Raw genomic sequence first — 24,313 nt, 5'->3', positions numbered from 1 at the left:
CGCCCGCCGCCGGATCAGTTGTTGAAGGGGGTGAGCGCGTTCCAGAACCCGCAGTGGTGCTGCTTGCCGATCTCGGTGGTCAGCTCGCTGGTCCCGGCGGGCGCCATCGACAGCACGTTCGGGTTGCGCTTGGTGAACTTCGGCCAGTACGGCGCGCCGGGCACGGTCGGGTCGCCGGTGCGGGCGAAGCCCGTCCACTGGTTGGTGATCTGGTTGCCGAGCGCCTGCTGGTTCGGGTTCGGCGGGACGGGGCCGGGCGCGAGGAACTGGTTCTCCCCGACGTGGAACGACCCGTTCGGCTTGGTCTTGTCGAGCCAGGACGCGGGCGGGGCGTCGGCGTTGTCGGTCTGGTAGGCGAACACGGTCAGGTGCCTGGCGAGCCGCTGGTCGTTGAGCAGCGCCGGGCACACGGAGTTGGAGTCGGCGACGATCGTCCGGTAGGCGATGAACGCCGACGGCTCGGGGAAGCGCTCCAGCGGGTACAGGTCGAACACGGCGCTCGCGTGCGGCCCGTACTGCTGCCGGACGAGGCGCCGGTAGTCGGCCGGGGTCTCGGCGTTCTCCAGCTGGGTCTCGTCGCGGTCGACGCCGTGCATCAGCGTGACGTCGTTGACCTTGCCCTTCTTGAACGCCTCGGCGGGCGACATCGGCAGGGTCTTCCCGTCGGCGATCGGCGCGATCGTCCCCTTGTCGGGGCCGAGCCCGTCACCGGACTTGTCCAGCAGCGTCTGCACCGGCACCTTGCGCAGGCAGGCGGCCTTGTCGGCGGCGCCCTCGCAGCCGAGGACCTTGGAGAACCGCGCGCCCGCCTGCTGCGCCTGCTTCTCGGTCGGCAGCTGCGACTTGCAGTCGCCGGGCTGCCAGGAGGTGTTGACGGTGCCGCCGCGCAGCGAGTTGTACTCGCCGCTCTGCGCGATGCCCTTCTGGAACAGGCCCTTCGCGGTCGGCGACACGGTGTTGGAGCAGACGCTCGCGCCACCGGCCGACGCGCCGTAGATGGTCACGTTGTCCGGGTCGCCGCCGAACCTCGCGATGTTGCGCTTCACCCAGCGCAGCGACTCCTGCTGGTCCTGGATGGCCCAGTTGCCGGAGTGGTCGCCGAGCGAGGCGTGCGCCATGAACCCGAAGATGCCGAGCCGGTAGTTGACCCCGACCTGGATGAGGTTGCCCGCCTTGGCGAGGTGGCTGCCGTCGGCCGGCCTGCCGAGCAGCCAGCCGCCGCCGTGGAACTCCACCATGACCGGCAGCTTCTTGCCGCGCGGGTTCTCCGGCGCCCGGACGTTGACGTTGAGGCAGTCCTCGTTGGTCGACCCCGCCCCGAGCGCGGCCGACTGCGGACAGGTCGGCCCGTTCTCGGTCGCGGGCAGCGTCGAGCTCCAGGCCGGCCTCTTCCGCGGCGCGGCCCAGCGCAGGTTCCCGACCGGCGCCGCCGCGTAGGGCACGCCGAGCCAGGACCTGACGCCGTCCTTGACGACGCCGCACACCGCACCGGTGTCGGTCTGGACGGTCGTCCCGTCCGCGCAGTCGACCGCGGCCGCCTGGACCGTGGTGCCGGACGCGGCGGGGATCGCGCCGGTCAGCGATGTCATGAGTAGGGCGACCGAGGTCGCGGCGGCGGCCAGCACTGACGTGGTGACCGGATTTCGGAGACGCGTCGGCCTCATGCGGTTGCTCCTTGTCATGGACGACGGAGCGGTCGTCGTCACCGAGTGGAAAGCGCGTGACGTGCAAGGATCTAGATCGGCGAACCGAACGATAAGGCGGCCGGGACGCGCCGGACAGCCCCCGGAAGGTCACCTTCGGCAAACGGTGAGACCGGGTCGGCCGCGAGCAGGGCGCCCCCGATGAACGGTTGATTCACCGCGATGAACGCCTTTTCGCGACAAGTCACGACATGTCGGGCGGCTCACTGACTCTCGTCCGGCGGGCGCCGGGCTCCCCGAGCCGGAGGGACGAATTATGGAAAAGCACCATAAGACGTCCGTCCATCGCACGTTTTGGACCGTTCGCCCGCCGGGGACGAGGCGCTCGGCGCACGGAACCGGCTGCTCGACGCAGCGTCGGCGCCCGCGTCTTCGCGGCGCCGTCCGATCATGGCACGCTCCGGGCCTGCACCGCATCGAGCAGGAGGGACCCTGTGACATGAGAAGACGGCGCGAATCCAGAGAGCGGCGCGGCGCGGGCCGCGCGTCCAGGCCGGTCGGGCGGGGCCGGGTCCGGCTGGCGGTGCTCGGCACCGCGGCGCTCGCGCTGGGCGGCACCGCGGCGGTCCCCGGGGCCCCGGCCTCCGCCGCCCCAGGCGCGGCGGCGCACTGCGACTTCACCGAGCAGAAGGACGTCGGCACGAAGATGCGCGACGGCACCGTGCTGCGCTCGAACGTGTTCACGCCGAAGGGCGGCGGCGACCACCCCGTCATCCTGATGCGCCTGCCCTACAACAAGGAACGCGCCGAGGACATCTTCTACGACCGGCCGACCCGCTACGCCTCGGCCTGCTACGTCGTCGTGGTGCAGGACGTCCGCGGCCAGTACAAGTCGGACGGCGACTTCTACCCCTACCGCAGCGAGGGCACCGACGGCTACGACACGATCGAGTGGGCCGCCCGCCTGCCGCACTCTAACGGCAAGGTCGGGATGTACGGGTTCTCCTATCCCGGCCTGACCCAGTGGATGCCCGCGACGATGCGCCCGCCGCACCTCGTCACGATCATCCCGGCGTTCACCTCGTCGGACTACTACGACGGCTGGACGTACGAGGGCGGAGCGATGTACCAGTCGTTCACCCAGTCGTGGCCGCTCAGCTCGCTCGCCAACAGCTCCGTCCGCAAGTACCCCGACGGCGCGAAGCTGGACGCCGAGATGAACAAGGCGGGCCAGCAGCTGTTCAGCAAGTGGTACTGGTCGCTGCCGCTGAAGAAGTTCCCGCCGCTGTACCCCAAGGACGAGCGGGTCGCCCCGTACTACTACGACTGGATCAAGCACCCGAGCAACGACGACTACTGGCGGCGCTGGAGCATCCGCACCCGGTATCCGCAGGTCACGGTCCCCTCCTTCAACTTCGGCGGCTGGTACGACATCTTCCTGGACGGCACCGCCGAGAACTTCGCCGGGATGCGCGCCAAGGGCGGTTCGCCCGCCGCCCGGCAGGGCAGCACGCTGATGCTCGGCCCGTGGACCCACGGCGGCCACGGCAGCCGGGCGGGCGCGCTCGACTTCGGCCCCGACGCCGCCGTCGACGTCGACGCGCTCCAGCTCCGCTGGTTCGACCACTGGCTCAAGGGCGCCGAGAACGGCGTCGAGAAGGACCCGGCCGTCAAGGTCTTCGTGATGGGCGCCAACAAGTGGCGCACCGCGAACGCCTGGCCGATCCCCGGCACCGTGAACACGAAGTACTACCTGAACAGCGAGGGAAGCGCGAACACGATCACCGGTGACGGCACGCTGAGCACGGCCCCGCCGTCCGGCCGCCGCGAGCCCGACCGCTACCGCTACGACCCCGACAACCCGGTGCCGAGCTTCGGCGGGCGGTTCCAGCAGTCGGTGCCCGGCGGCCCGCAGGACCAGCGGCTCATCGAGCAGCGCCCCGACGTCCTCGTCTACAGCACCCCGGCGCTGGAGAAGGACACCGAGGTCACCGGGCCGATCTCGGTCACGCTCTACGCGTCCTCCTCGGCGAAGGACACCGACTTCACGGCCAAGCTCACCGACGTCGCCGAGGACGGCACCTCGATGCTGATCCAGTACGGCATCCAGCGCGCCCGCTACCGCGACTCGCTGGAGCACCCCTCGCTGATCAAGCCCGGCCAGGTCTACAAGTACACGATCAAGATCTGGCCGACCGGCAACGTCTTCAAGGCCGGGCACAGGCTCCGCCTGGAGATCTCCAGCAGCAACTTCCCGATGTACGACCGCAACCCGAACACCGGCAAGGAGTTCGGCTCCGACCGCCACACCCGCGTCGCGGACCAGACGATCTACCACGACGCCGAGCACCCCTCCTCGATCGAACTCCCCATCCAGCCGACCCCCATCGGCTGACCCGGAACCAGGCGGGCGCCCCCCTTCCCCCCGGGGGCGCCCGCCCTCGTGCGCAAACGGTTTGTCGAGGGGCGCGGCGGGTGAATAGCGTCGCCGTATGGGAGAGGGTGTTTCCGGGGTCAACCGGGCTCATTGGGACGTGTGGGCCGCCGCGCACGGGCAGGACGCGTACTACGACACGGCCGGGCTGGTGGCGGGCGCCGACTCGCTCACCGATGTGGAGCGCGGGGCCGTCGGCGAGGTGGAGGGGCTGGACGTGCTGCACGTCCAGTGCCATATCGGGTTCGACGCGATCTCGCTGGCACGTTCCGGCGCGCGGGTGACGGGCGTCGACTTCTCGCCGGTGGCGCTGGAGAAGGGGCGGGCGCTCGCGGAGCGGTGCGGGGTGGACGTCCGGTTCGTCGAGGCGGACGCCACCGACCTGCCCGAGCGGATGCGCGGCCGGTTCGACCTCGCCTACGCGGCCTACGGGATCCTCTGCTGGATCGCCGACGTGGACGCCTGGATGCGCTCGGTCGCCGCGACGCTCCGGCCCGGCGGACGGCTGGTCCTCGTCGACTTCCATCCGCTGCTCCAGATGGTGGAGACCGTGGAGCCGCTCGTCCTGGACTTCCCCTACGCCTTCGACGGGCCGCACGAGTACGCCTCGTCGGGGTCGTACGCGACCGAGACCGGGCCGACCACGTCGGTGGAGTTCGCGCACTCGCTCGGCGAGATCGTCACCGCCGCCGCGGCGGCGGGGCTGCGCGTCACCCGGCTGGACGAGCGCCTCGACTCGGCGCTGGACCTCGGCCGGGGCACCCCGGTCGGGCCCGACGGCCGCCACCGCTTCCCGGTGGACGGCCGGAACCTGCCCGTCCTCTACGCGCTCACCGCGACCCGGTGACGGGGGCTCTGGACGGGATGATCGACATTCGTTAGCTTGCGTCGCATGAAGCCGATGCTCGCGCTCGCGTGGAAGATGTCGCTCGCCGGGGTGTGCGGGGTGATGGTCGCGACGCCGCTGTCCGCGCCCGTCGCGCAGGCCGCGCCCGCCGTGCGGAAAGTGGCGCGGCCCGGTCTCGGGTGGCAGGTCACCCCGACCGGGACCGGCGCGCGGTTCCGCGGGCTCGCGGCGGTCAGCCGGAAGACCGCCTGGCTGGCGGGCACCGGCGGGACCGTCCTGCGGACCACCGACGCGGGCCGCACCTGGCGCGGCGTCGGGCCGCCGGACGCGGCGGGCCTGGAGTTCCGCGACGTCGAGGCGTTCGACGAGCGGCGGGCCGTGGTGCTGGCGATCGGCGAGGGCGACGCGTCCCGGGTCTACCAGACCTCCGACGGCGGCCGGACGTGGACGGCCGGCTTCCGCAACGACGAGCCGCGCGCCTTCTACGACTGCATGACGTTCTTCGACTCGCGGCACGGGCTCGCCGTCAGCGATCCCGTGGACGGGCGCTTCCGGATCATCTCCACCAGCGACGCCGGGCGCAGCTGGCGGGTGCTGCCCAACAAGGGGATGCCCGACGCGCTCCCGGGCGAGGCCGCGTTCGCCGCCAGCGGGCAGTGCCTGGTGAGCCACGGCGGCCGGGACGTGTGGCTCGCGACCGGCGGCGCGTCCAAGGCGCGGGTGTTCCACTCCCGCGACCGCGGGCTGACCTGGACCGTCGCCGACACGCCGCTGCCGAGCAGCGCGTCCCAGGGGGTGTTCGCGGTGGCGTTCCGCGACACTCGCCACGGCGTCGCGGTCGGCGGCGACTACCGGCCGGGGGAGCCGTCCCCGGCGGCGGCCGCGACCACGAGCGACGGCGGCCGGACGTGGCGCCCGGCGCCGCGTCCTCCGGCGGAGTACCGGTCGGGCGTGGTGTGGCCGACCTATACCGGCCCGGCGGCGCTCGCGGTCGGGCCCACCGGCAGCGACGGCACCCTGAACGCGGGCCGCTCGTGGACGCGGTTCGACACCGGCAGCTTCGACACCGTGGACTGCGCGTCCGACGGCGGCTGCTGGGCCGCGGGCGAGAAGGGCCGCGCCGGGCGGCTCACGATCAGGGCAGCCCGCTAGGCGCCTCCCGCTCGGTGGCCAGGTGGTCGGTCAGCCGCCGGGCCAGCCGGGCGGGGTCGGGCCAGCGCACGTCGTGCGCCCAGCCGAGGCGCTCGAAGCCGCGGATCAGCAGGGCGCTGGCGTCGAACTGGCCCTTCAGGACGCCGTGCCGCGCGGACGTCGGCTCGGCGTGGTGCCAGTTGTGCCAGCCCTCCCCGAACGTCAGCAGCGCGACCCAGCGGACGTTGGTCGAGCGGTCGCGGGTGTCGAAGGCGCGCCCGCCGAAGCTGTGCGCGACGGAGTTGACCGACCAGGTCACATGGTGGACGACGGCGTAGCGCACCAGCCCGCCCCAGAACAGCGCGGACCACATCCCGGCCCACGACATCGTGGCCAGCCCGCCCGCGAGGGCGGGCAGCGCGAACGACAGCAGCACGACGGCGGGGTAGGCGGCGTCCATCCGCCGCACGACGGGGTCGGCCAGCAGGTCGGGGACCCAGTGCCTACGAATGGAGCGCCGCCGCGCGGTGTAGAACCAGCCGACCTGCGCGTGCAGCAGGCCCCGCGCCAGCGACGGCAGCGACTCGCCGTAGGCCCAGGGGGAGTGCGGGTCGCCGGGGCGGTCGGCGTACTTGTGGTGGCGGCGGTGCTCGGCCGCCCACAGCGAGGCCGGGCCTTCGAGGGCGAGCCCGCCGGCCAGCGCCAGCGCGAGGAATAAGGGACGGCGGCACCGGAACGAGCGGTGGGTCAGCATCCGGTGGTAGCCGACGCTGATGCCGAAGATGCTCACCGCGTACATGACCGCGAAGATCACCAGGTCGGCCGGGCCGACGCCGTGCCCCCAGACCGCGACGACGGCCGCCGCCAGGGCCAGCACCGGCAGCACGACCAGCGTGATCAGGTAGGCGTCACGGCGGACGTGCGAGACGGCGGCGGTGCCGGTGGACTCCGGCTCCGTCCAGCGCTGTCGCGAACCCATGAGGCCTCCTCTTTTCCCGCAGTGAACGACACCGGGCCAGTCCCGCAACAGTGGCCTGAAGGCCAACAAATCATTACTTTGCGCACCTGTTCTCTAACTCTATGTGGCGAAGTGCGTGGAATCTGGCTACCTTTGGTGCTCGTCCGGCTGCGCGTGTCGTGGCAGGTCTGCCGTGGCCCCCCGAGGCCGACGGCACCCATCGACCCCCGAGGTGGCCGCCGCATGAACCCTCCCGAGCAGACGTCCGCGCAGGTGGACGCGCAGTTGAACACCTCAGGGCGGGCGGGCGCCGGCGGCTACCTCGACCGGTACGAGGCCGCCGCCGGGAAGGACCCCGCCGACGCCCTCGCGCTCCTGGCGGGCTGGCTGCGCACCGACTGGCGGCCCCTCTTCGCCGAGCTGCGCGCGCACCGTCCCGTCCTGGCCACCCCGGTGTTCACGATCGTGACGCGCTTCGCCGACGTCACCGAGGTGCTCTCGCGCGGGGAGGTGTTCACCGTCGCCGGGTACGCGGCGCGCCTCGACCCCGCGCTCGGCGGCCCGGTCATGCTGACCAGGGACGGCACACCGCTGAACCGGCGGGAGAAGGGCCTGATGCAGGTCATGCTCCCGCCCGAGGACGTGCCGCGGGTCCGCGGGCTGGTGGCCGAGGTCGCCGACGCGGTGCTCGACGCCGCCCTGCCGCACGGGCGCGTCGAGGTCGTCGGAGATCTGTTCCGGCACGTCTGCGCGGAGGTGTCCGGGCGCTACTTCGGCTTCCCCGGCCCCGACCGGCCGACGCTGTCGCGCTGGTCGAGGGCCGTGATGACCGACGTCACCGCCAACCTCGCCGGCGACCCGGGCATCCACGCGGCGTCGCTGAGCGCGGGCGCGGAGATGATGGACTACCTGCGCGCCCTGCTCGCCGAGCGCCGGATGGCCGTCGCGGCCGACGCGGCGCGCGCCCCGCAGGACATCCTGTCCCGGCTGCTGCGCACGCGGCTGCCCCGCGAGCTGTCCCTGGAGGACGAGCGCCTCCTCGTCAACGTCGCGGGCCTGCTGCTGGGGTTCATGGAGAACGCGTCGGGCTCCATGGTGCACGTGGTCCAGCAGGTCCTCGGGCGTCCGGAACTGCGGGAGGCCGTCACCGAGGCGGCCGCCGAGGACGGCACCGCCGCCTTCGACCGGCACGTGTGGGAGGCGCTGCGGTTCGACCCGTTCCTCAAGCTCATCGCGCGCACGTGCGAGCGCGACCACGTGCTGGCGCGCGGCACCCCGCACGAGACGCGGGTCCCGGCCGGTTCGCTGGTGCTGGCCGCGGTCGCCTCGGCGATGTTCGACGAGACCGCCGTCCCGGCGCCGGACGCCTTCCGCCTCGACCGGCCGCTCCACACCTCGCTGCACTTCGGCCACGGCCCGCACGCGTGCCTGGGCGCCGACCCGGGCGCGGCCGTGATCTGCGAGACGCTGCGCCGCCTGTTCCGCCGCCCCGGCGTGCGGCTGCTCCCGCCCCCGGAGGGGACGGTCCTGCGCGACAGGGGCGTCTTCCCCGACCGGTTCACGCTCGGCCTCGGCCAGGAAGAGGAGTGAGGATGCCGCTCAGCCCGATGTCGCCGCTCAGCACGATGAGAGCACGCCGCGTCAAGGCGCGGAGCATCTCGACCGACGGTGCGGCCAACCGGCTGCGCTACCTGGCGCTCACCCGCGGGCGCCCGCTGTGGAGCCTCGCCGAGTCGGTCCGCCCGGTGCGGCGGCGCCTCAACGCCTTCCTCATCGACAGCGCCGTCCGCGAGATGCCGGCCCGCCCCGAACCGCTGAGCACCAGGTCCGACTACACCTCGTGGGCCTCGCTCACCGACCGGACCTACCTGGGCCGCCACCTCCCGCCGACGCCGTCGCGGGCCGGGGCCAGGCCCACCCCGGAGCAGGCGTCCGACCTGTTCACACGCGGGGACGAGATGATCCCCTGCCCGCGCTCGACCGTGCTGTTCGCCTACTTCGCCCAATGGTTCACCGACGGGTTCCTGCGCGGCGACGTCAACGTGCCGCGCGACCCCCGCCGCAACTCCTCCAACCACGAGATCGACGTCAACCCCCTCTACGGGCTGAACGAGGAGGCGACCGGCGCCGTCCGCGCCTTCGACGGGGGCCTGCTGAAGAGCCAGCTCGTCGACGGCGGCGAGTTCCCGCCCTACCTGTGCGAGCAGGGCGCCGTCAAGCCGGAGTTCCGGGCGCTGAGCATGGCCGACTTCGACCGGCTCGACACCGCGCAGCGCGACACCCTGTTCGCGACCGGGGGCGACCGGGGCAACGTGCAGATCGGCTTCACGATGTTCACGGTGCTGTTCCTGCGCGAGCACAACCGGGTGGCGCGGCTGCTCGCCGAGGAGAACCCGCGCTGGGACGACGAGCGCCTCTTCCAGACCGCGCGCAACATCGTGACCGCGCAGGTCATCAGGCTCGTGGTCGAGGAGTACGTCAACCACATCACGCCCTACCACTTCCGCTTCCTGCTCGACCCCAGGCTGGGCACCACGCTCGCCCGCGTGCCGTGGCACCGGCAGAACTGGGCGTCGGTGGAGTTCAACCTCGTCTACCGCTGGCACAGCCTGATCCCGTCCAGGCTCGTCGTCGGCGACGCCGAGGTGCCGCTGCACGCCACGCTGTTCGGCGGCCCGCTCATCCCCAAGGCGGGCCTCGGGCGCCTCTTCGAGGACGCCTCCGAGCAGCGCGCCGGGCGCATCGGCCTGTTCAACACCGACCCCGCGCTCCGCGAGGTCGACCGGACCTCGATCGAGCATTCGCGCGCGCTCGACCTGGCCCCCTACAACGACTACCGCGCGCACTGCCGCTTCCCCCGCGTGCGGCGGTTCGAGCAGATCTCCGGCGACCCCCGGGTGAGCGACGCGCTCCGCGGCCTCTACGACACGGTGGACGACATCGACCTGTACGTCGGCCTGTTCGCCGAGGAGCCCGGATCGGCGCGGGCGATCCTGCCGCCGCTGCTCACCAAGATCATCGCGATCGACGCGTTCTCGCAGGCGCTGACCAACCCGCTGCTGGCGCCGCGCGTGCTGAACCCCGCCACGTTCACCTCGCTCGGCATGCGGATCATCGGCGCCACCCGCACGGTGTCGGACGTCCTGCACCGCAACATCCCCGAGGACCCGAGACCCCGTTTCGTGAGCATGACCTGGCGCGGCGCCCTCTAGGGCGCCCTCCGGCACGCGCGGCCCCGACATCGGTGAGGAGGACAGGTGACCACGGACGACCCCTCTGACGACATTCCCCCGACCGGCCCCTCGCTCGCCGATCCGGAGACCGCGCGGACGCTGCGCGCCGCCGCGCGCGAGCTGGCCGACATCGCGGGGGTCATGCGGGAGGTGTCCGTCCACGCGACCGGCGCCCTCACCGCCGGTGCCGTCCCGGGCGCCCTGCACCGGGCGCCCGGCGCCGCGCTGCGCGCCGAGCAGGCCCTGCTGCACGCGGTGACCAACCGCAAGGGCCTCGGCTACGCCCTGGCCGGGGGCCCGGCGGGGACGGTCGGCGCCAAGCTCGGCAGCGTGCTCGGCGCGCGCAGCCTCGCCGTCTCGGTCATGACGACCTCGCTGCGGCTGCGGATCGCCGCCGTCACGCTCGACAACCCCGAACTGGCCGCCGACCCGGTGCTGGCGCGGCTGAACGAGGCCGTCGCCGCCGACCGCGAGATCGAGGCCGCGCGCGCCCTGTACGCGCTGGTGAAGGACCGGGGCGCCGCGCGGGCGCTGACCGCGATCGCGCCGGTGTTCGGGGAGATCCTCGCGCTGCGCGCGCTGCTGGACGAGAACCCGCTGAACGACCACACCGCCTGGATGATCGCGAGCGGCTCGGCCGCCGCCACCGCCGACCCGGTCAGCGGCGTGAGCAACCTGGCGATCGCGCTGCTGGACGTGGGCGGCGGCGCGGCCCGCCGCGTCGAGGCCGACCCGCCCGAGCGGCGGCGGCTGCGCGAGACGGGCTCGCTGCTGGACTTCCTCACCAACATCGGCGTCGTCGGCACCACCGGACGTGTCCTGATCCAGACCGTCACCGGCCCGGACGGCGTCGAGCGGCACGTCGTCCAGGCGCCGGGCATGCGGCCCGGCAACCCCGACAACGACTCGCCGGGCGACCTGCTCGGCGCGTTCAGCAGCACGCTGCTCGACAGCGCGCCCTACAGCCGCTCGCTGGCCAAGGCCGTCGCCGACTACGGCATCCCCGAGGGGGCCGAGATCGCGCTGGTCGGGCACAGCGCCGGGGGATCGGCGGTGATGACCCTCGCGCAGGACCCGGCCTTCGCGTCCCGCTACACCATCACCCACGTGGTCGTGGTCGGCTCGCCGGTCGACTTCAAGCGGCCCGCCACCGAGAGCACCTGGGTCGCCAGCGTCGCCAACCAGCACGACATCATCCCCAGCCTGGACGGCCAGGGCGCCGGGAACTGCTTCGACCTGCACCCCGACTGGTACGTCGTCGACTACACCGACCCCACCCACGAGTTCCCCGCCTGCCACGCCGTCGAGCACTACACCGCCAACCTCGCGGTCGACCTGCCCGAGGCGCGCGAGCACATCGACGCGAAGCTGCGCCCCTACCACGGCCCGGCCACGCGCTCGCAGCTCTACCGGCTCTACGACGACGAGCCGGTACCGGAGGTCGTGCGCCGCGGCGTCGCCGTGGCCCCGGCCGTGACGCGGGCGGCGACCGCGAGCGGGCCGGTGGAGCTGCCCGTCCGCTGCGACGACGGCTACGCGCTCACCGCCTACTTCGTCGCCGACGCCCAGGCGGCGGCGGGGCTGCTCGGCGGCCGGGCGTCCGCCGTGCGCCTGGGGGGCCGCGCGGTCGTCGCGATCCACGTGTCCGACAACCGGCGGACGAGCCTCGGCGCCTACGCGGAGGTCGGGCTCGCCGTCCTCGTCGCCCCGCCGGGCGGCCGGGGCACGCCGCGGCTACCGTCCTGGCGCGCCCTGCTCCCGCGCTCGCCGCGCGCCGACCGCGTCGGCAGCCGCTTCACCGACGTGCTCGTGAACACCGAGCTGTCGCGCGCCGTGGCCGAGGAGGTCTTCGGGCACGCGGCGTCCCTCGGCACGGTGCGGGTGGAGGCGGGCGCGGGGGCCGCGCGGGTGGAGGCCGTCGCCGGCGGCGAGCCGGTCATGTCGCTGGCCGGAACGCTCGGCCCCGGCCTCCCGGTGGCAGCCCCGGTCGCCGGGCGGAGCCTGGTCGTCTACTCCGACCGCGACGGCGTCCCGGTGCGCTCCAGCCTCCAGTGGCGCGGGACGCGGCGCGCGCACCCCTCCCCCCGGCTCCGGCTCGCCGTCGCGCGGTCGGAGCACCCGTTCGCCCGGCACCTGCGCGACCTCGGGCTGGACGGCGCCCGCCCGATCCTCTGCCTGGTCGCCCCGGCCCGCCGCAGCCGCCGCGGCGCGGCCGTCCCGCTCACGCTCCCCGCCCCGCCCGCGGACCCGCCCGCAGACCCGCCCACCGATCCGTCCGCGGACCCGCCCACCGATCCGTCCGCTTCCGCCGCCGCTCCCGACGCGTCCTCCGACGTCAGCGAAGGCCCCTGAGGGCCCCGATTCCCCGGGAGAACCGATGCCCGCACATCAGCGCGTGATCGCGGCCCACGCGGAGGCCCTCGACGCCGACGCCGAGGCGCTCACCGGATGCGCCGCGCGGCTGCACGCGCTCGCCGCCCGGCTGCGCTCGGACGCGGCCGCCCCGCCCTGGCTGTTCGACACGCTGAACGCCCACATCACGGCGTGCGTGGTCGCCTCCGCCGACCTCGCCGAGGTCGCGACCCGGCTGCACGTCTACGCCGACCTGCTCGGCGACGAGGAGCACTGACCGCCCGCCGGTCCGAAACCTCCGCCGCGAGCCGGATCACGCGAGAGATCCCCAGGTCATCGCCGAAACAACCGTCCCCCGAATCGCCCACGCAACGATTCCGGGCATTCACCCGGTATTGACATCAAAACGGTACGGAGCGAGAATCGGTTGAATAGGAAACTTTCCTATTAGATTTGGCCTGGTCACGCCCCGGAGTCCCCATGGAGGCCCGTGCCCCACCCGCCCCGCTGAGCCCACCGAGCCGAGAACAGCCCCCCGCAATGGCCGTCCGAGCGGCCATACCCTGAGATTCGGAGCTCCCATGAAGAAAAGGCTCATCGCCGCCGCCTCAAGTGTGGCGCTCACCCCCGCCATCCTCGTCGCCCTCCCCGGCACCGCCAGCGCCCACGGCTACGTCAACGCCCCGCCGAGCCGCCAGGCGCAGTGCGCCGCGCGCACCGTCCAGTGCGGCTCGATCAAGTACGAGCCGCAGAGCGTCGAGGGCCCCAAGGGCCAGCGGTCCTGCAACGGCGGCAACGGCGCCTTCGCCGAGCTGAACGACGACAGCAAGGGCTGGAAGGCCGCCTCCGTCGGCCGGTCGGCCACCTTCACCTGGAAGTTCACCGCCCGCCACCGCACCACCAACTGGGAGTACTACATCGGTGGCACGCGCGTCGGCAACGTGAGCGGCAACAACGCCCAGCCGCCCGAGACGGTCTCCCACAACATCAACCTCGGCAACTTCTCCGGCCGCCAGAAGGTCCTGGCGATCTGGAACATCGCCGACACGGGCAACGCCTTCTACGCCTGCATCGACGTGCAGATCGGCTGACCCGCGCGGTAACCCCGACGACGACCGGGGGCCCGTGCACGCCATGATTTCGAGTGGCGCGCACGGGCCCCCAGGCCGTTCGCGCCCCACACCAGACCGGCCCGTTTTCGCCTATGCCGCTCCGTGGATAGGCAAATGTGGTGGAAGTGTTGAGTTGGGCTTTGTGGCCCTCGCGGTAGGGGACGGGTGACCGGGGCGGCCCGAGCGCGGCCGCCGCCCGTCCGGCGACCGGCAGGGGGCGATGGTGGTGGGGCAGCGCGGCGAGGACCCGGGCGGCATCAAGGTCGAACCCGGTGACCTGCGGTATCCCGCGCTCCGCCGCGGCTACAACCCGCGCTGGTACGCCGACCCGGAGTACGTGCGGCTCGTCGCGAGCCCGCACGAGGCCAAGGAGGCGCTCCAGCAGGCGGTCGACGAGGCGGGCCGCGCATCCGGCGAGGGCGCGGTGCGCGACCGGATCACCGTCCGGTCGGGCGGGCACTGCTACGAGAACTTCGTGTGCTCCGAGGACGTCCGGGTGATCATCGACGTGTCGCTGATGGACGGCATCTACCCCGACCCGGAGATGGACGCGATCTGCGTCGAGGCCGGGGCCACCAACGCCGACCTGCGCAAACGGCTGTTCCTGAAGACCGGCAAGGTGCTGCCGGGCGGGTCGTGCGCCACGGTGGGGGTCGGCGGCCACGTCCCGGCGGGCGGGTTCGGGCTGCTGTCGCGGCAGTTCGGCCTCACCGTCGACTACCTGTACGCGGTCGAGGTCGCCGTCGTGGACGACACGGGCAGGGTCCGCCTGGTCACCGCGACCGCCGACAGCGTCGGAGCGCTCGGCGACCTGTGGTGGGCGCACACCGGCGGGGGCGGCGGCAACTTCGGCGTGCTGACGCGGCTGTGGTTCCGGCGCCTCCCGGACGCGCCGCGCCACGTCCTGCTGACGGCGGGCGGCTGGAAGTGGGACTCGATCGGGCCCGAGTCCTTCGCCCAGATCATCGCGAACTTCGGCGGCTTCTTCGACCGGCACCGCGGCGGGGAGGACGACCCGTTCGCGGCGCTGTTCGGGATCCTGCTGCTGACCCACCGGAGCCAGGACACGATCGGCCTCATCGCCCAACTCGACGCCGGCCTCCCGCACGCCGAGGAGCTGATGGCCCGGTTCCTGAAGGAGGTCGGCCGGGATCTCGGCGTCGAGCGGCACGCCCTGACCCGGTCCTACGGCGAGTATCCGGCGCTCGTCGGCCTGCACGCGCCGACGCCGCTCCCGTGGGACCAGGTGGACAAGCTCTTCGGCGGCACCGACAACACCCGCGCGGGCAAGCACAAGTCCGCCTACATGCGCGGGCCGCTGCCGAAACGGCATGTCGAGGCGCTGTGGACGGCGCTGGCGGAGGAGCATCCCGCGATCACACGGGACGCCGTGGTCCAGATCGACTCCTACGGCTCGGCGATCAACCGGGTCGCCGCCGGGGAGACCGCCGTCTCCCAGCGCGACTCGATCCTCAAGCTCCAGCACCAGGTGTACTGGCCCGCGTCCGTCAACGGCGCCGACCAGCTGCGCTGGATCCGCGAGCTGTACCGCGACATGTACCGCGACACCGGCGGCGTCCCCGTGAACGCCCCGTACGCGAGCGCGCCCACCGACGGCTGCTACATCGGCTACCCCGAAGTCGATCTCAGCGACCCGGTGTGGAACACCTCCGAGGTCCCCTGGTCGACGCTCTACTACGGCGCCGACTACGCACGCCTCCAGGACGCGAAGCGGGTCTGGGATCCGCGGAACGTGTTCCGGCACCGCCAGTCCGTCCGGATCTGAGGGCATCCCGCCGCCCCGTCCGCCGCGCCGGGGGTGGACGATGGGGGGCAGGAGGTGCGATGGAACAGGACACGACACGGGACACGCCGCGCTACCCCGGTGCCGAGACGGTCGAGGACTTCGCCCGCAACGTCGCGGCGGTCCGGGCGCGGATGGCCGCCGCCGCCGAGCGCGGCGGACGGGACGCCGCGGACGTCCGCCTGCTCCCGGTGAGCAAGACCGTCCCGGAGGAGCGGCTGCGCCTGGCCGTGCGGGCGGGCTGCGACGTGCTCGGCGAGAACAAGGTGCAGGAGGCCAAGCGCAAGGCGGAGAACCTGGCCGACCTGGACGTGTCGTGGTCGGTCATCGGGCACCTCCAGACGAACAAGGCACGGTTCGTCGCCGCCTTCGCCTCGGAGTTCCAGGCGCTGGACAGCCTGCGCGTGGCCGAGGCGCTCGACCGCAGGCTCCAGGCCGAGGGCCGGGGCCTCGACGTGTTCGTCCAGGTCAACACCTCCGCCGAGGACAGCAAGTACGGCCTGCCGCCCGAGGAGGTGCCCGGCTTCCTCGCCGAGCTGCCGCGCTACGGCGCGCTCAGGGTCAGGGGCCTGATGACGCTGGCGCTGCTCACCGGCGACACCGACCGGGTCAGGGAGTGCTTCGTCACGCTGCGCACGATCCGCGACCGCGCCCGCCAGGACGCCCCCGACGGGATCGGTCTGGACGAGCTGTCGATGGGCATGTCCGGCGACTACGAGATCGCCATCGAGGAGGGCGCGACCGTCGTGCGCGTCGGGCAGGCCATCTTCGGCGCCCGCGCGACGACCGACCAGCGCTACTGGCCCGGTTGATGAAGCCCCGGCCCAAGGCACTCGCCTGGCGGCTGTGTTCATGAAGCCCCGGCCCAAGGCACTCGCCTGGCGGCTGTGTTCATGAAGCCCCGGCCCAAGGCGCTCGCCTGGCGGCTCGTGCCTTGACCGTGTCTCGGCGGGCGCGGCATCGCTTCGCGATCTTCCCGGTGGGGGCTCGCCTCCGGCGTCGCCCCCACCGGTCAGCCGACGCGCCCGCGTGACGGCCGAGGTCGTCGTGCTAGGTGCTCTGGCCTCGGGCCGCGTTCACGGTCTGGATCAGGGCGTCGATGTGGGTGGGCGTGGTGCGGTGACTGATGACGCAGGCGCGCAGGGCCGCGCGTCCGGCGAGCTTCACCGGGCTGATCCACGCGCCGCCGCCCTCGACGACCGTCCGCGCGAGGGCCGCGTGGTGCTCCCATGCCGGGTTCGCGGGGTCGGCGAAGCACACGACCGGGAGCGGCGTGTCGTTGACCAGGTCCCAGCCCGCGTCCGACAGCCCGGCGCGGAGCGCGTCGGCGAGGTCCGCGTCGTGGTCGATCTGCTCGGCGTACCCGTCGCGGCCCGCGACGGCGAGGCTGAGGAACAGCTTCAGGCCGGTGAAGCGGCGCGACCACTGCTGGCTCGTGGTGTAGGGGTCGACGGTGCCGTGGACGTCGGCGGGCATGTAGGACGTGGTGACCCGGAACGTCTCCGCGAGCCCCTCGGCGTCGGTGGTCAGCAGCGCCCCCGCGCCCATCGGGACGCTCAGCCACTTGTGCGCGTCCACCGTGATCGAGTCGGCGCGCTCGATGCCCGCGAGCGCGGGCCGCAGCCGGTCCGAGAGCGCCGCCGCGCCGCCGTAGGCCGCGTCGACGTGGAACCGCAGCCCGAGGTCGGCGCACAGGTCGGCCAGCTCGGGCAGCGGGTCGATCACCCCGGCGCCGGTGGTCCCGGCGGTGGCGACGACCAGGAACGGCAGGTCGCCCGCCGCGCGGTCGGCCTCGATCCGGGCGGCGAGCGCCGCCGGGTCCAGCTTCAGCGACGGCCCGGTCGGGACGAGCCGGACGGCGTCGCGCCCGATGCCGGTCCCGTGCGCGATCTTCAACCAGGCCAGGTGGCTCTCCGCCGACGCGTACAGCACGGGACGGCCGGGCAGCGCCCGCAGCCCCTCGGTGCCGTACTCCGGCCACGTCCGGGTCAGCGCCAGCAGCACGGCGGTGAGGTTCGCCTCCGCGCCGCCGCTGGTGAACGACCCGGCGACGGACCCGTCGGGGTAGCCGAGCCGGCCGCCGAGGAAGCGCAGCAGGTGCGCCTCGATCTCCGCCGCCGCCGGGGCGTGCGACCAGGCGGCGAGCTGCGGGTTGAAGGCGGCGGTGAGCGCGTCGCCGACCACGCCGAGGTGGGTCGGCGTCGGGTTGAACAGCCCGAAGTAGCCGGGGTGGGTGGTGTGCACGGTCCCCGTCCGCAGCAGCGCCGCGACCTCGTCGACCGCCGTCTCGGCGCGGACCGGGGCGCCGAAGTCGTAGCCCGCGACGGCCGCCCGCAGGGCCGGCACGTCCACCGGCGGGGTGACCGACCGGTCAGGGACGCGCTCGCGCTCGTCCTCCAGCAGCTCGGTGACGTGCCGCCACAGCTCCAGCGCCGCGTCCGGCGGCGGCGCGAACGAGGCGCGCCCGGTGGGGAAATGGTCCATGACCAGGATCGTTGCGGCCGGACGCGACCCCGCGCAAGGCGCGAATCGGACGAAGATCGCCAGATTCGCGCCACCCCGGATCAGGACGAGCCGGACGGCGCGCGGCTCAGGTCCACGACGCAGAACAGGTTGCCGTCGGGGTCGGCGAGGACGACGAAGTCGGGCTTCGGCGGATACAGCTCCCAGTCGACCCTGCTCGCGCCGAGGCCGACCAGGCGCTCGACCTCCGCCTCCTGCTCGGCCGTGGTGTCCACGAGCAGGTCCAGGTGCAGGCGGGGGCGCGGCTCGGCGGGCGACTCGCTGTACATCAGGCCGAGCGCCTGGCCCGAGCCGTCGGCGTGCGCGAGCGTCCGCCAGGTCGGGCTCTCCCACCGGGGCACCGAGACCAGGTCGAGCGCGGACGTCCAGAACGCGACGGCACGGGGGATGTCGGTCACGCCGACCACCGGGAATCCGAGTCTGAGCATGCACGGCAGTGTAGGGGCGGCCCTTGGCGCGGGTACGGTCCTGATCATGGATGATGAGGACGGCTACTTCGGGGAGCCCGTGGCGGCGACCTACGACGAGACGTCGGCGGACATGTTCGCGCCGGAGGCCCTCGACCCGGCGGTCGACCTGCTGGCCGGGCTGGCGGGCGGCGGCCGGGCGCTGGAGTTCGCCGTCGGCACCGGCCGCGTCGCGCTGCCGCTGGCCGCGCGCGGCGTCCCGGTGCACGGCATCGACATGTCGCGGGCCATGGTCGCCCGGCTGCGCGCCAAGCCCGGCGGCGACGCGGTCGGCGTGACGATCGGCGACATCGCCACCACCCGGGTCGAGGGCGCGTTCACGCTCGCCTACCTGGTGTTCAACACGATCAACAACCTGACGACGCAGGACGCGCAGGTCGACTGCTTCCGCAACGCGGCCGCCCACCTGGAGCCCGGCGGCCGCTTCGTGATCGAGGTCGGCGTCCCGAACCTGCGGCTGCTCCCGCCCGGCCAGAACGCCGTGCCGTTCCAGGTGGGCGGGGGCCGCTGGGCCTACGACCTCCTCGACACCTCCACGCAGGCGATGAGCTCGAACTACGTCGAGGTCGTGGACGGCGAGCACCGCTTCCAGAGCTTCCCCTTCCGCTACGTCTGGCCCTCCGAACTCGACCTGATGGCGCGCATCGCGGGGCTCCGCCTCGCCGACCGCTGGGAGGACTGGACGCGCGCCCCCTTCACCCACGAGAGCCGCCGCCACGTCTCGGTCTGGGAGAAGCCCCCCGGCGGGGCGGCGTGAACGTCTCCGAGTTCGACCTGAGACTGGACGGCTGCCGGACCCTGCACGTCTACGACACCGCCCCGGAGGCCACCGACGCCCTGACGATCTTCTGGCAGCACGGCACACCGAACCTCGGCGCGCCGCCGCGCCCGCTGGTCGCGGCGTCGGAGCGGCTCGGCCTCCGCTGGGTGTCCTACGACCGGCCCGGGTACGGGGGCTCGACCCCCGTCCCGGGGCGGGACGTGGCGTCCGCCGCCTTCTACGTCTCCGCCGTCGCCGACGCCCTCGGCATCGGGCGGTTCGCGGTCGTGGGCCACTCCGGCGGCGGCTCGCACGCCCTGGCCTGCGGCGTGTCCCCGGCCGGCCGGGTGCTGGGCGTGGTCGCCGTCGCGGCCCTGGCGCCCTACGACGCGGCGGGCCTGGACTGGTTCGCGGGCATGGCGGATGGTGGCGCGGCGTCCCTGCGCGCCGCCGCCCGCGGCCGCGCGGCCAAGGAGCGGCACGAGGCGGAGGCCGGGTTCGACCCGGAGATGTTCACCCCCGCCGACCACGTCGCGCTCGCCGCCGAGTGGTCCTGGTTCGACGAGGTCGTCGACCCGGCCGTCGCGCAGGGGCCCGGCGGGCTCATCGACGACGACCTCGCCTACGTCGCGCCGTGGGGGTTCGACCCGTCCGGGATCACCGTGCCCGTCCTGCTGCTGCACGGGGACCAGGACCGGATCGTGCCCGCCGCGCATGCCCGGTGGCTCGCGCGCCGCTGCCCCACGGCGACGGCGCGGCTGTCGCCGGACGACGGGCACATCTCCGTGCTGCGGTCCGCCGCCCCGGCCCTGGAGTGGCTGCACTCCCTGGCCGGGGCGGCGTCCTAGCCCCCGGCGGAGAGGGCCGGGGTCAGGTCCGCTCCAGGTCGGGGCGCGGCAGCGGGGGCAGCGCCTGCTCGACCGCCTCGGCGACGGCCAGCAGCCGGGCGTCGGACGCGTCGGGCCCGACCAGCTCCAGGCCGATCGGCAGGCCGTCGCCCGACAGCCCGGACGGGACCGACAGGCACGGCAGGCCCGCGTTGCTCGCCGGGTCGGTGTTGCGGATGTAGGTGAGGAAGGTGTCGACGTCGCGGCCGTTCAGCTCGACCGTCCGGTCCGCGCCCGGCGGGCGGTGCGCCCGCGCGGGCAGCGGCGTCGTCGGGATGAGCAGCGCGTCCACCTCGTGCTCGGCGAAGTACCGGGCGTAGGCCGCGCGCAGCGCCGGGCGGTGCACGGTGAGCGCCTCCCGGTGGTCGGCGGCGGTGACCTGGTCCTCGTCCAGGACCGAGGCGAGCAGGTCGCGGACGTGGTCGGTGGCCGCCTCCTCCGCGAGCCCGCGCAGCGCCACCGGCGCCGCGTGCTGGTACAGGTACGCCGACAGCTCGCGGCCCACCTCGTACAGGACGAGCGCGAAGCTGACCGCCTCGTTGAGGCGCGCCAGGTCCGGCACGTCCTGCTCGACCAGCACCGCGCCCTGGGACGCGAGCTTGCCCAGCGCCTGCTCGGTCACGGTGGCGACGTCCGGGTCGAGGTCCTCGTAGAAGAACACCGACGGGACGCCGAGCCGCAGCCCGGCCAGATCGACGGTGAGGTCCGGGTCCGCGCCGGACGGGGCGCAGATCGCGTCCACCAGCCGGACGTCCGCCACCGAGCGCGCGATCGGGCCCGCCGTGTCGCGGGTCGAGGAGATCGGGACCATCCCGCGCCCGTCGTAGCGCCCGTGCGTGGGGCGGAACCCCACGCACCCGCACAGCGCGGCCGGGATGCGCAGGGACCCGCCGGTGTCGCCGCCGAGCCCGAACGGGACCAGCCCCGCCGCGACCCCGGCGGCGGTGCCGCCGCTGCTGCCGCCTGGAATGTGCCCGGCGTTGTAGGGGTTGCCGATCGGGCCGTAGGCGGGGTTGTTGCCCGTGATGTCCAGGGACAGCTCGCCCAGCGTCTGCTTGCCCATCAGCGTGCCGCCCGCGTCCAGGAGCCGCCGCGCGAGCGGCGCGTCGCGGCGGGGGCGCCAGCCGCGCAGCGCCGGGGTCGCGGCGGAGGTGGGGAGGTCGGCGGTGTCGTAGACGTCCTTGAGCGCGAACGGCAGCCCGTACAGCGGGCCGCCGCGCGGCCCGTCCGCGACCGCCCGCCGGATGCGGTCGGGGTCGTGCGTGACGTAGGTGTTCAGCCGGGTCAGCCGGGCCGTCCGGTCGATCAGCGCCTCCACGTACTCGGCGAGGTCCAACCCGCCCTCGCGGAGCAGCCGGACGGCGTCGACCGCCGACAGCCAGTGCAGCTCGTCCATCCCGCCCCCTACGACGCGACCGTGAGGGCGAGAACGGCGATGTCGGTCATGGTGTGCTCCCTTGCTGTGCGGGGGTGTTCTCGGTCAGCCACGCGTCGGCCCTGGCGAGCGTCGCGGCGCGGTCGAAGGTGTTGATCTGCTGGAGGACGTTCGTCGCGAGGAAGGCGGTCAGGTCGACGGGCTCGTCGAGCACGTCGGATTCGAGGAGGAGGTTCTGGGCGTTGGACCAGCGCGCGGGCCTGATCTCGCCGAAGGTACGGCCGTCGTAGGGGGTGAGGGTCCTGGAGAGTGCCGCGAGCAGGCCCCGGGCCTTCTCCGGTTCGGCCCACTCCTCGGGCGCCGCCTGCCGCGCGGCGGCCTCGGCGACCCTCGGGCGTTGGAGGCCGGCGTAGGTCCCCCGGGCCAGGGCACGGAAGAACCTCACCGGCACGTCGCTGTTCTCAAGTGTGCGCGCCCTCACAACGTAGCCTCCGACCGGCAGTTCTTCGAGGCCGGAGGGGGTGATGTCCCGAACCGGGAGCCCCGCGTCGTCGAAGGCGAAGAAGTCGGTGAGGGTCCCGGCGTAGGCCGCGATCCGTCCGGACTCCAGCGTCCGCGCCACCGCCGCGCTGCCCGGCCCGACCGTCGTCGTCTCGACGTCGTCGATCGACAGGCCCACCTTCTTCAGCGCGGCGGTGAGGTAGGCGCGGTCCTGGTCGGGGGAGGCGAGGCCGATGTTCCCGCCCCTGAGGTCGGCGACCGTCCGCACCGCGCTCCGCTCCGGGACGACGAGGCCGACGAGGAAGCCGTTGCCGCCCGTCCGCTCGTCGTAGGGGACGCGCAGGTCGGGCGTCCTGAGGGCCGCCGTCAGCGCGTCGCTCGCGGCGACGAGGCCGATGTCGGCCTTGCGCCCCTGGACCAGGCCCGCGATCGGGACGCTGTCGGCCACCGGGGCGATCTTGACGCGCAGGCCCTCGTCGGCGAAGAAGCCGAGCCGGTCCGCCAGCACCTCGTTGAAGGTGAACAGCGAGTTCGGCGCGGGGGTGGCGAGCGTGAGCGTCCCGTCCGCGCCGCCGGAGGTGGTGCCCGCGCCGCACGCGGTCAGCGCGACCGCCGTCAGCGCGGCGGTGAATGCGCGCCTCATGAGGTGCTCCTGTCCGCGGCCGCCAGGCGCCGCCGGACGCGCCGCTCCCGCGCCCGCGACCTGGCCGGGAGCCGCCCGGCGTGCCGCCAGAAGACGATCACGCGGTCCGCGCAGCCGACCGCGCCATAGAGCAGCAGGCCCATCCCGGTGACGACGGCGACCACGGCGAACGCGTCGTCCTGGTTGAGCTGCGAGCTGTAGCGCTGGACGAGGAACCCGAGCCCCTCCTGCGCGGACACGATCTCGGCGACGACCGCGCCCGCGAGCGCCAGCGTCAGCCCGATCCGCAGCCCCGCGAAGATCATCGGCGCGGCGGTGGGGAGCAGCAGGCCGGTGAAGGTCCGCCGCCGTCCGGCGCGCAGGGAGCGGAACAGCTCCTCGGCGTCGGCGTCCGGGTCGAGCATCCCGGTCAGGGTGTTCACGAAGACCGGGAAGAAGGCGACCAGCGCGGCGATCACGATCTTGGCGGTGGCGCCGAAGCCGAACGCGGAGATCAGGATCGGCGCGACCGACAGCATCGGGAGCACCTGGAGCGTGACCGCGTACGGGTAGACCATCCGCCGGACCACCGCCGACGTCCCGGCCGCGAGGGCGGTGCCGACGCCGAGCGCGGCGGCCAGGCCGAACCCGGCCAGCGTCTCGTAGAGCGTGGCCCGGAGGTGGCCCCAGACCAGGCCGGAGGCGAACAGGTCGCGGGTCGCGGCCGCGACGTCGAGCGGGCGGGGCAGGATCAGGTCGCTGACCCAGTGGCGGGTGTTCGCGAGATCCCAGAGGAGGAGGACGGCGGCGCCGAGCGCGGTCGGGGCGGTGATCCGGCCGAGTCCCGGGGCCGGAATCCTGGACGGCCGGGTCATGACGGCCGTCCTCCTTCGCTCCCGGACGGGCCGAGCGCGCGCCGCACGGTCAGCGCGAGCTCCTGGAACCGCTGCGAGTAGGCCATCTCGGGCGAGCGGGGCCGCTCCAGCGGGATCGGCACCTCGGCCGCGACCGTCCCCGGCCGGGACGTCATCACGATGACCCGGTCGGACATCAGCACGGCCTCGGAGATCGTGTGCGTGACCAGCACCGTCGCCGACGCCGTCCGCTCGTGGACCCGCAGCAGGTGCAGGTTGAGCGTCTCCCGGGTCAGCTCGTCGACCGCGCCGAACGGCTCGTCCAGGAGGCGGACGCCGGCCCCGGTCATCATCAGCCGCGCCAATGCGACGCGCTGCCGCATTCCGCCGGAGAGCTGGGAGGGGAAACCGTGCTCGAAACCTTCAAGATCGAACAGGGTGAGCAGCCGCATCGCCTCACGGACGTCGTCGTGGGTGACCCTGCGGCGGACGCGGATGGGGAGTAACACGTTCTCCAGCGACGTCTTCCAGGGGAGCAGCGCGGGCCGCTGGAACATCAGCCCGACGTCCTCGCGCGGCCCGGTGACCGGCTCGCCGTGGACCTCGACGGTGCCCTCCGAACCGGGGACGAGCCCGGCGATGACGCGCAGCAGCGTCGACTTCCCGCAGCCGGACGCCCCGACGATCGAGACGAACTCGCCCGGCGCCACGGAGAGGTCGAGGTCCCGCATCGCCTCGACGCCGCCCTCGAAGCGTTTGCCGACCCCGCGCAGCCGCACCGCGGCCCTCTCCACCGTCGCCGGCCGAGTC

General features: G+C 73.5%; 20 protein-coding genes. 12 read left to right on the top strand and 8 right to left on the bottom strand.

All coding sequences use genetic code 11. The annotated features are described in order from the left end of the window. Window positions 1–14: 14 nt before the first annotated feature. Complete coding sequence (locus KLI87_RS12050) at window positions 15–1,664, bottom strand: carboxylesterase/lipase family protein (RefSeq protein WP_156217771.1); 1,650 nt, start codon at window positions 1,662–1,664, stop codon at window positions 15–17. 478 nt (window positions 1,665–2,142) lie between these two features. Between KLI87_RS12050 and KLI87_RS12045 the strand changes: the two genes are divergently transcribed. The 3 genes from KLI87_RS12045 (at window position 2,143) to KLI87_RS12035 (ending at window position 6,076) form a co-directional block, all read left to right on the top strand. Continuing rightward, window positions 2,143–4,038 (top strand): CocE/NonD family hydrolase, encoded by a 1,896-nt coding sequence (locus tag KLI87_RS12045; protein WP_214617010.1) that lies wholly within the window; start codon window positions 2,143–2,145, stop codon window positions 4,036–4,038. A 97-nt stretch (window positions 4,039–4,135) separates the two neighbouring features. Next, window positions 4,136–4,924, top strand: a complete 789-nt coding sequence (locus KLI87_RS12040; protein WP_156217773.1) for a class I SAM-dependent methyltransferase — start codon at window positions 4,136–4,138, stop codon at window positions 4,922–4,924. A gap of 45 nt (window positions 4,925–4,969) precedes the next feature. After that, window positions 4,970–6,076: an oxidoreductase gene (locus KLI87_RS12035; RefSeq protein WP_214617009.1), complete on the top strand. Its 1,107-nt coding sequence runs from the start codon at window positions 4,970–4,972 to the stop codon at window positions 6,074–6,076. On the opposite strand, the gene KLI87_RS12030 is transcribed toward KLI87_RS12035, so the two are convergent. Beyond that, window positions 6,060–7,034 (bottom strand): acyl-CoA desaturase, encoded by a 975-nt coding sequence (locus KLI87_RS12030; RefSeq protein WP_214617008.1) that lies wholly within the window; start codon window positions 7,032–7,034, stop codon window positions 6,060–6,062. The two genes, KLI87_RS12035 and KLI87_RS12030, sit on opposite strands and share 17 nt — an antisense overlap. A gap of 222 nt (window positions 7,035–7,256) precedes the next feature. On the opposite strand from KLI87_RS12030, the gene KLI87_RS12025 reads away from it, so the two are divergent. From KLI87_RS12025 to KLI87_RS11995, 7 genes are all read left to right on the top strand, one after another. Then, a complete protein-coding gene (locus tag KLI87_RS12025) occupies window positions 7,257–8,603 on the top strand; it encodes a cytochrome P450 (RefSeq protein WP_214617007.1) in 1,347 nt (448 codons plus the stop codon). A 2-nt stretch (window positions 8,604–8,605) separates the two neighbouring features. Beyond that, window positions 8,606–10,225: a peroxidase family protein gene (locus KLI87_RS12020; RefSeq protein ID WP_250903747.1), complete on the top strand. Its 1,620-nt coding sequence runs from the start codon at window positions 8,606–8,608 to the stop codon at window positions 10,223–10,225. A gap of 45 nt (window positions 10,226–10,270) precedes the next feature. Further along, the gene (locus KLI87_RS12015) at window positions 10,271–12,598 is read left to right on the top strand and encodes a hypothetical protein (protein ID WP_214617006.1); all 2,328 of its coding nucleotides are present in this window, start codon (window positions 10,271–10,273) and stop codon (window positions 12,596–12,598) included. Between the two features lie 25 nt (window positions 12,599–12,623). Then, on the top strand, window positions 12,624–12,875 hold the full coding sequence (locus tag KLI87_RS12010) for a hypothetical protein (RefSeq protein WP_156217776.1): 252 nt from the start codon (window positions 12,624–12,626) through the stop codon (window positions 12,873–12,875). 304 nt (window positions 12,876–13,179) lie between these two features. Beyond that, window positions 13,180–13,689, top strand: a complete 510-nt coding sequence (locus tag KLI87_RS12005) for a lytic polysaccharide monooxygenase auxiliary activity family 9 protein (RefSeq protein ID WP_156217777.1) — start codon at window positions 13,180–13,182, stop codon at window positions 13,687–13,689. A gap of 241 nt (window positions 13,690–13,930) precedes the next feature. Next, complete coding sequence (locus KLI87_RS12000) at window positions 13,931–15,496, top strand: FAD-binding oxidoreductase (RefSeq protein WP_214617005.1); 1,566 nt, start codon at window positions 13,931–13,933, stop codon at window positions 15,494–15,496. A gap of 59 nt (window positions 15,497–15,555) precedes the next feature. Continuing rightward, the gene (locus KLI87_RS11995) at window positions 15,556–16,326 is read left to right on the top strand and encodes a YggS family pyridoxal phosphate-dependent enzyme (RefSeq protein ID WP_214617004.1); all 771 of its coding nucleotides are present in this window, start codon (window positions 15,556–15,558) and stop codon (window positions 16,324–16,326) included. Between the two features lie 238 nt (window positions 16,327–16,564). On the opposite strand, the gene KLI87_RS11990 is transcribed toward KLI87_RS11995, so the two are convergent. Together KLI87_RS11990 and KLI87_RS11985 are read right to left on the bottom strand one after the other, a co-directional pair. Continuing rightward, window positions 16,565–17,998, bottom strand: a complete 1,434-nt coding sequence (locus tag KLI87_RS11990) for a pyridoxal-dependent decarboxylase (RefSeq protein ID WP_214617003.1) — start codon at window positions 17,996–17,998, stop codon at window positions 16,565–16,567. Between the two features lie 80 nt (window positions 17,999–18,078). Further along, window positions 18,079–18,465, bottom strand: a complete 387-nt coding sequence (locus tag KLI87_RS11985; protein ID WP_156217781.1) for a VOC family protein — start codon at window positions 18,463–18,465, stop codon at window positions 18,079–18,081. A gap of 46 nt (window positions 18,466–18,511) precedes the next feature. Here KLI87_RS11985 and KLI87_RS11980 point away from each other — a divergent pair, with 46 nt between their 5' ends. Both KLI87_RS11980 and KLI87_RS11975 read left to right on the top strand, forming a co-directional pair. Further along, window positions 18,512–19,261 carry a class I SAM-dependent methyltransferase gene (locus tag KLI87_RS11980; protein ID WP_214617002.1) on the top strand — a complete coding sequence of 250 codons (750 nt, stop codon included), beginning with the start codon at window positions 18,512–18,514 and terminating at the stop codon, window positions 19,259–19,261. Continuing rightward, window positions 19,258–20,112 carry an alpha/beta fold hydrolase gene (locus KLI87_RS11975; RefSeq protein ID WP_214617001.1) on the top strand — a complete coding sequence of 285 codons (855 nt, stop codon included), beginning with the start codon at window positions 19,258–19,260 and terminating at the stop codon, window positions 20,110–20,112. The genes KLI87_RS11980 and KLI87_RS11975 overlap by 4 nt, the downstream gene beginning before the upstream one ends. A gap of 22 nt (window positions 20,113–20,134) precedes the next feature. On the opposite strand, the gene KLI87_RS11970 is transcribed toward KLI87_RS11975, so the two are convergent. From KLI87_RS11970 to KLI87_RS11955, 4 genes are read right to left on the bottom strand one after another with little or no spacing between them, the layout of a single operon-like run. Then, window positions 20,135–21,547 carry an amidase family protein gene (locus KLI87_RS11970; RefSeq protein WP_156217783.1) on the bottom strand — a complete coding sequence of 471 codons (1,413 nt, stop codon included), beginning with the start codon at window positions 21,545–21,547 and terminating at the stop codon, window positions 20,135–20,137. Window positions 21,548–21,593: 46 nt separating this feature from the next. Beyond that, a complete protein-coding gene (locus KLI87_RS11965; RefSeq protein WP_214617000.1) occupies window positions 21,594–22,670 on the bottom strand; it encodes an ABC transporter substrate-binding protein in 1,077 nt (358 codons plus the stop codon). Next, window positions 22,667–23,524, bottom strand: coding sequence for an ABC transporter permease (locus tag KLI87_RS11960; RefSeq protein WP_214616999.1), 858 nt, complete (start codon window positions 23,522–23,524; stop codon window positions 22,667–22,669). The genes KLI87_RS11965 and KLI87_RS11960 overlap by 4 nt, the downstream gene beginning before the upstream one ends. Beyond that, the gene (locus tag KLI87_RS11955) at window positions 23,521–24,297 is read right to left on the bottom strand and encodes an ABC transporter ATP-binding protein (RefSeq protein WP_214616998.1); all 777 of its coding nucleotides are present in this window, start codon (window positions 24,295–24,297) and stop codon (window positions 23,521–23,523) included. Before KLI87_RS11955 ends, KLI87_RS11960 begins: the two co-directional genes overlap by 4 nt. Between the last annotated feature and the right edge of the window lie 16 nt (window positions 24,298–24,313).

The organism is Actinomadura sp. NEAU-AAG7 (assembly GCF_018603865.1).
Classification (GTDB): Bacteria; Actinomycetota; Actinomycetes; order Streptosporangiales; family Streptosporangiaceae; genus Spirillospora; species Spirillospora litoris.
This window is presented reverse-complemented; position numbering and strand designations above follow the sequence as displayed.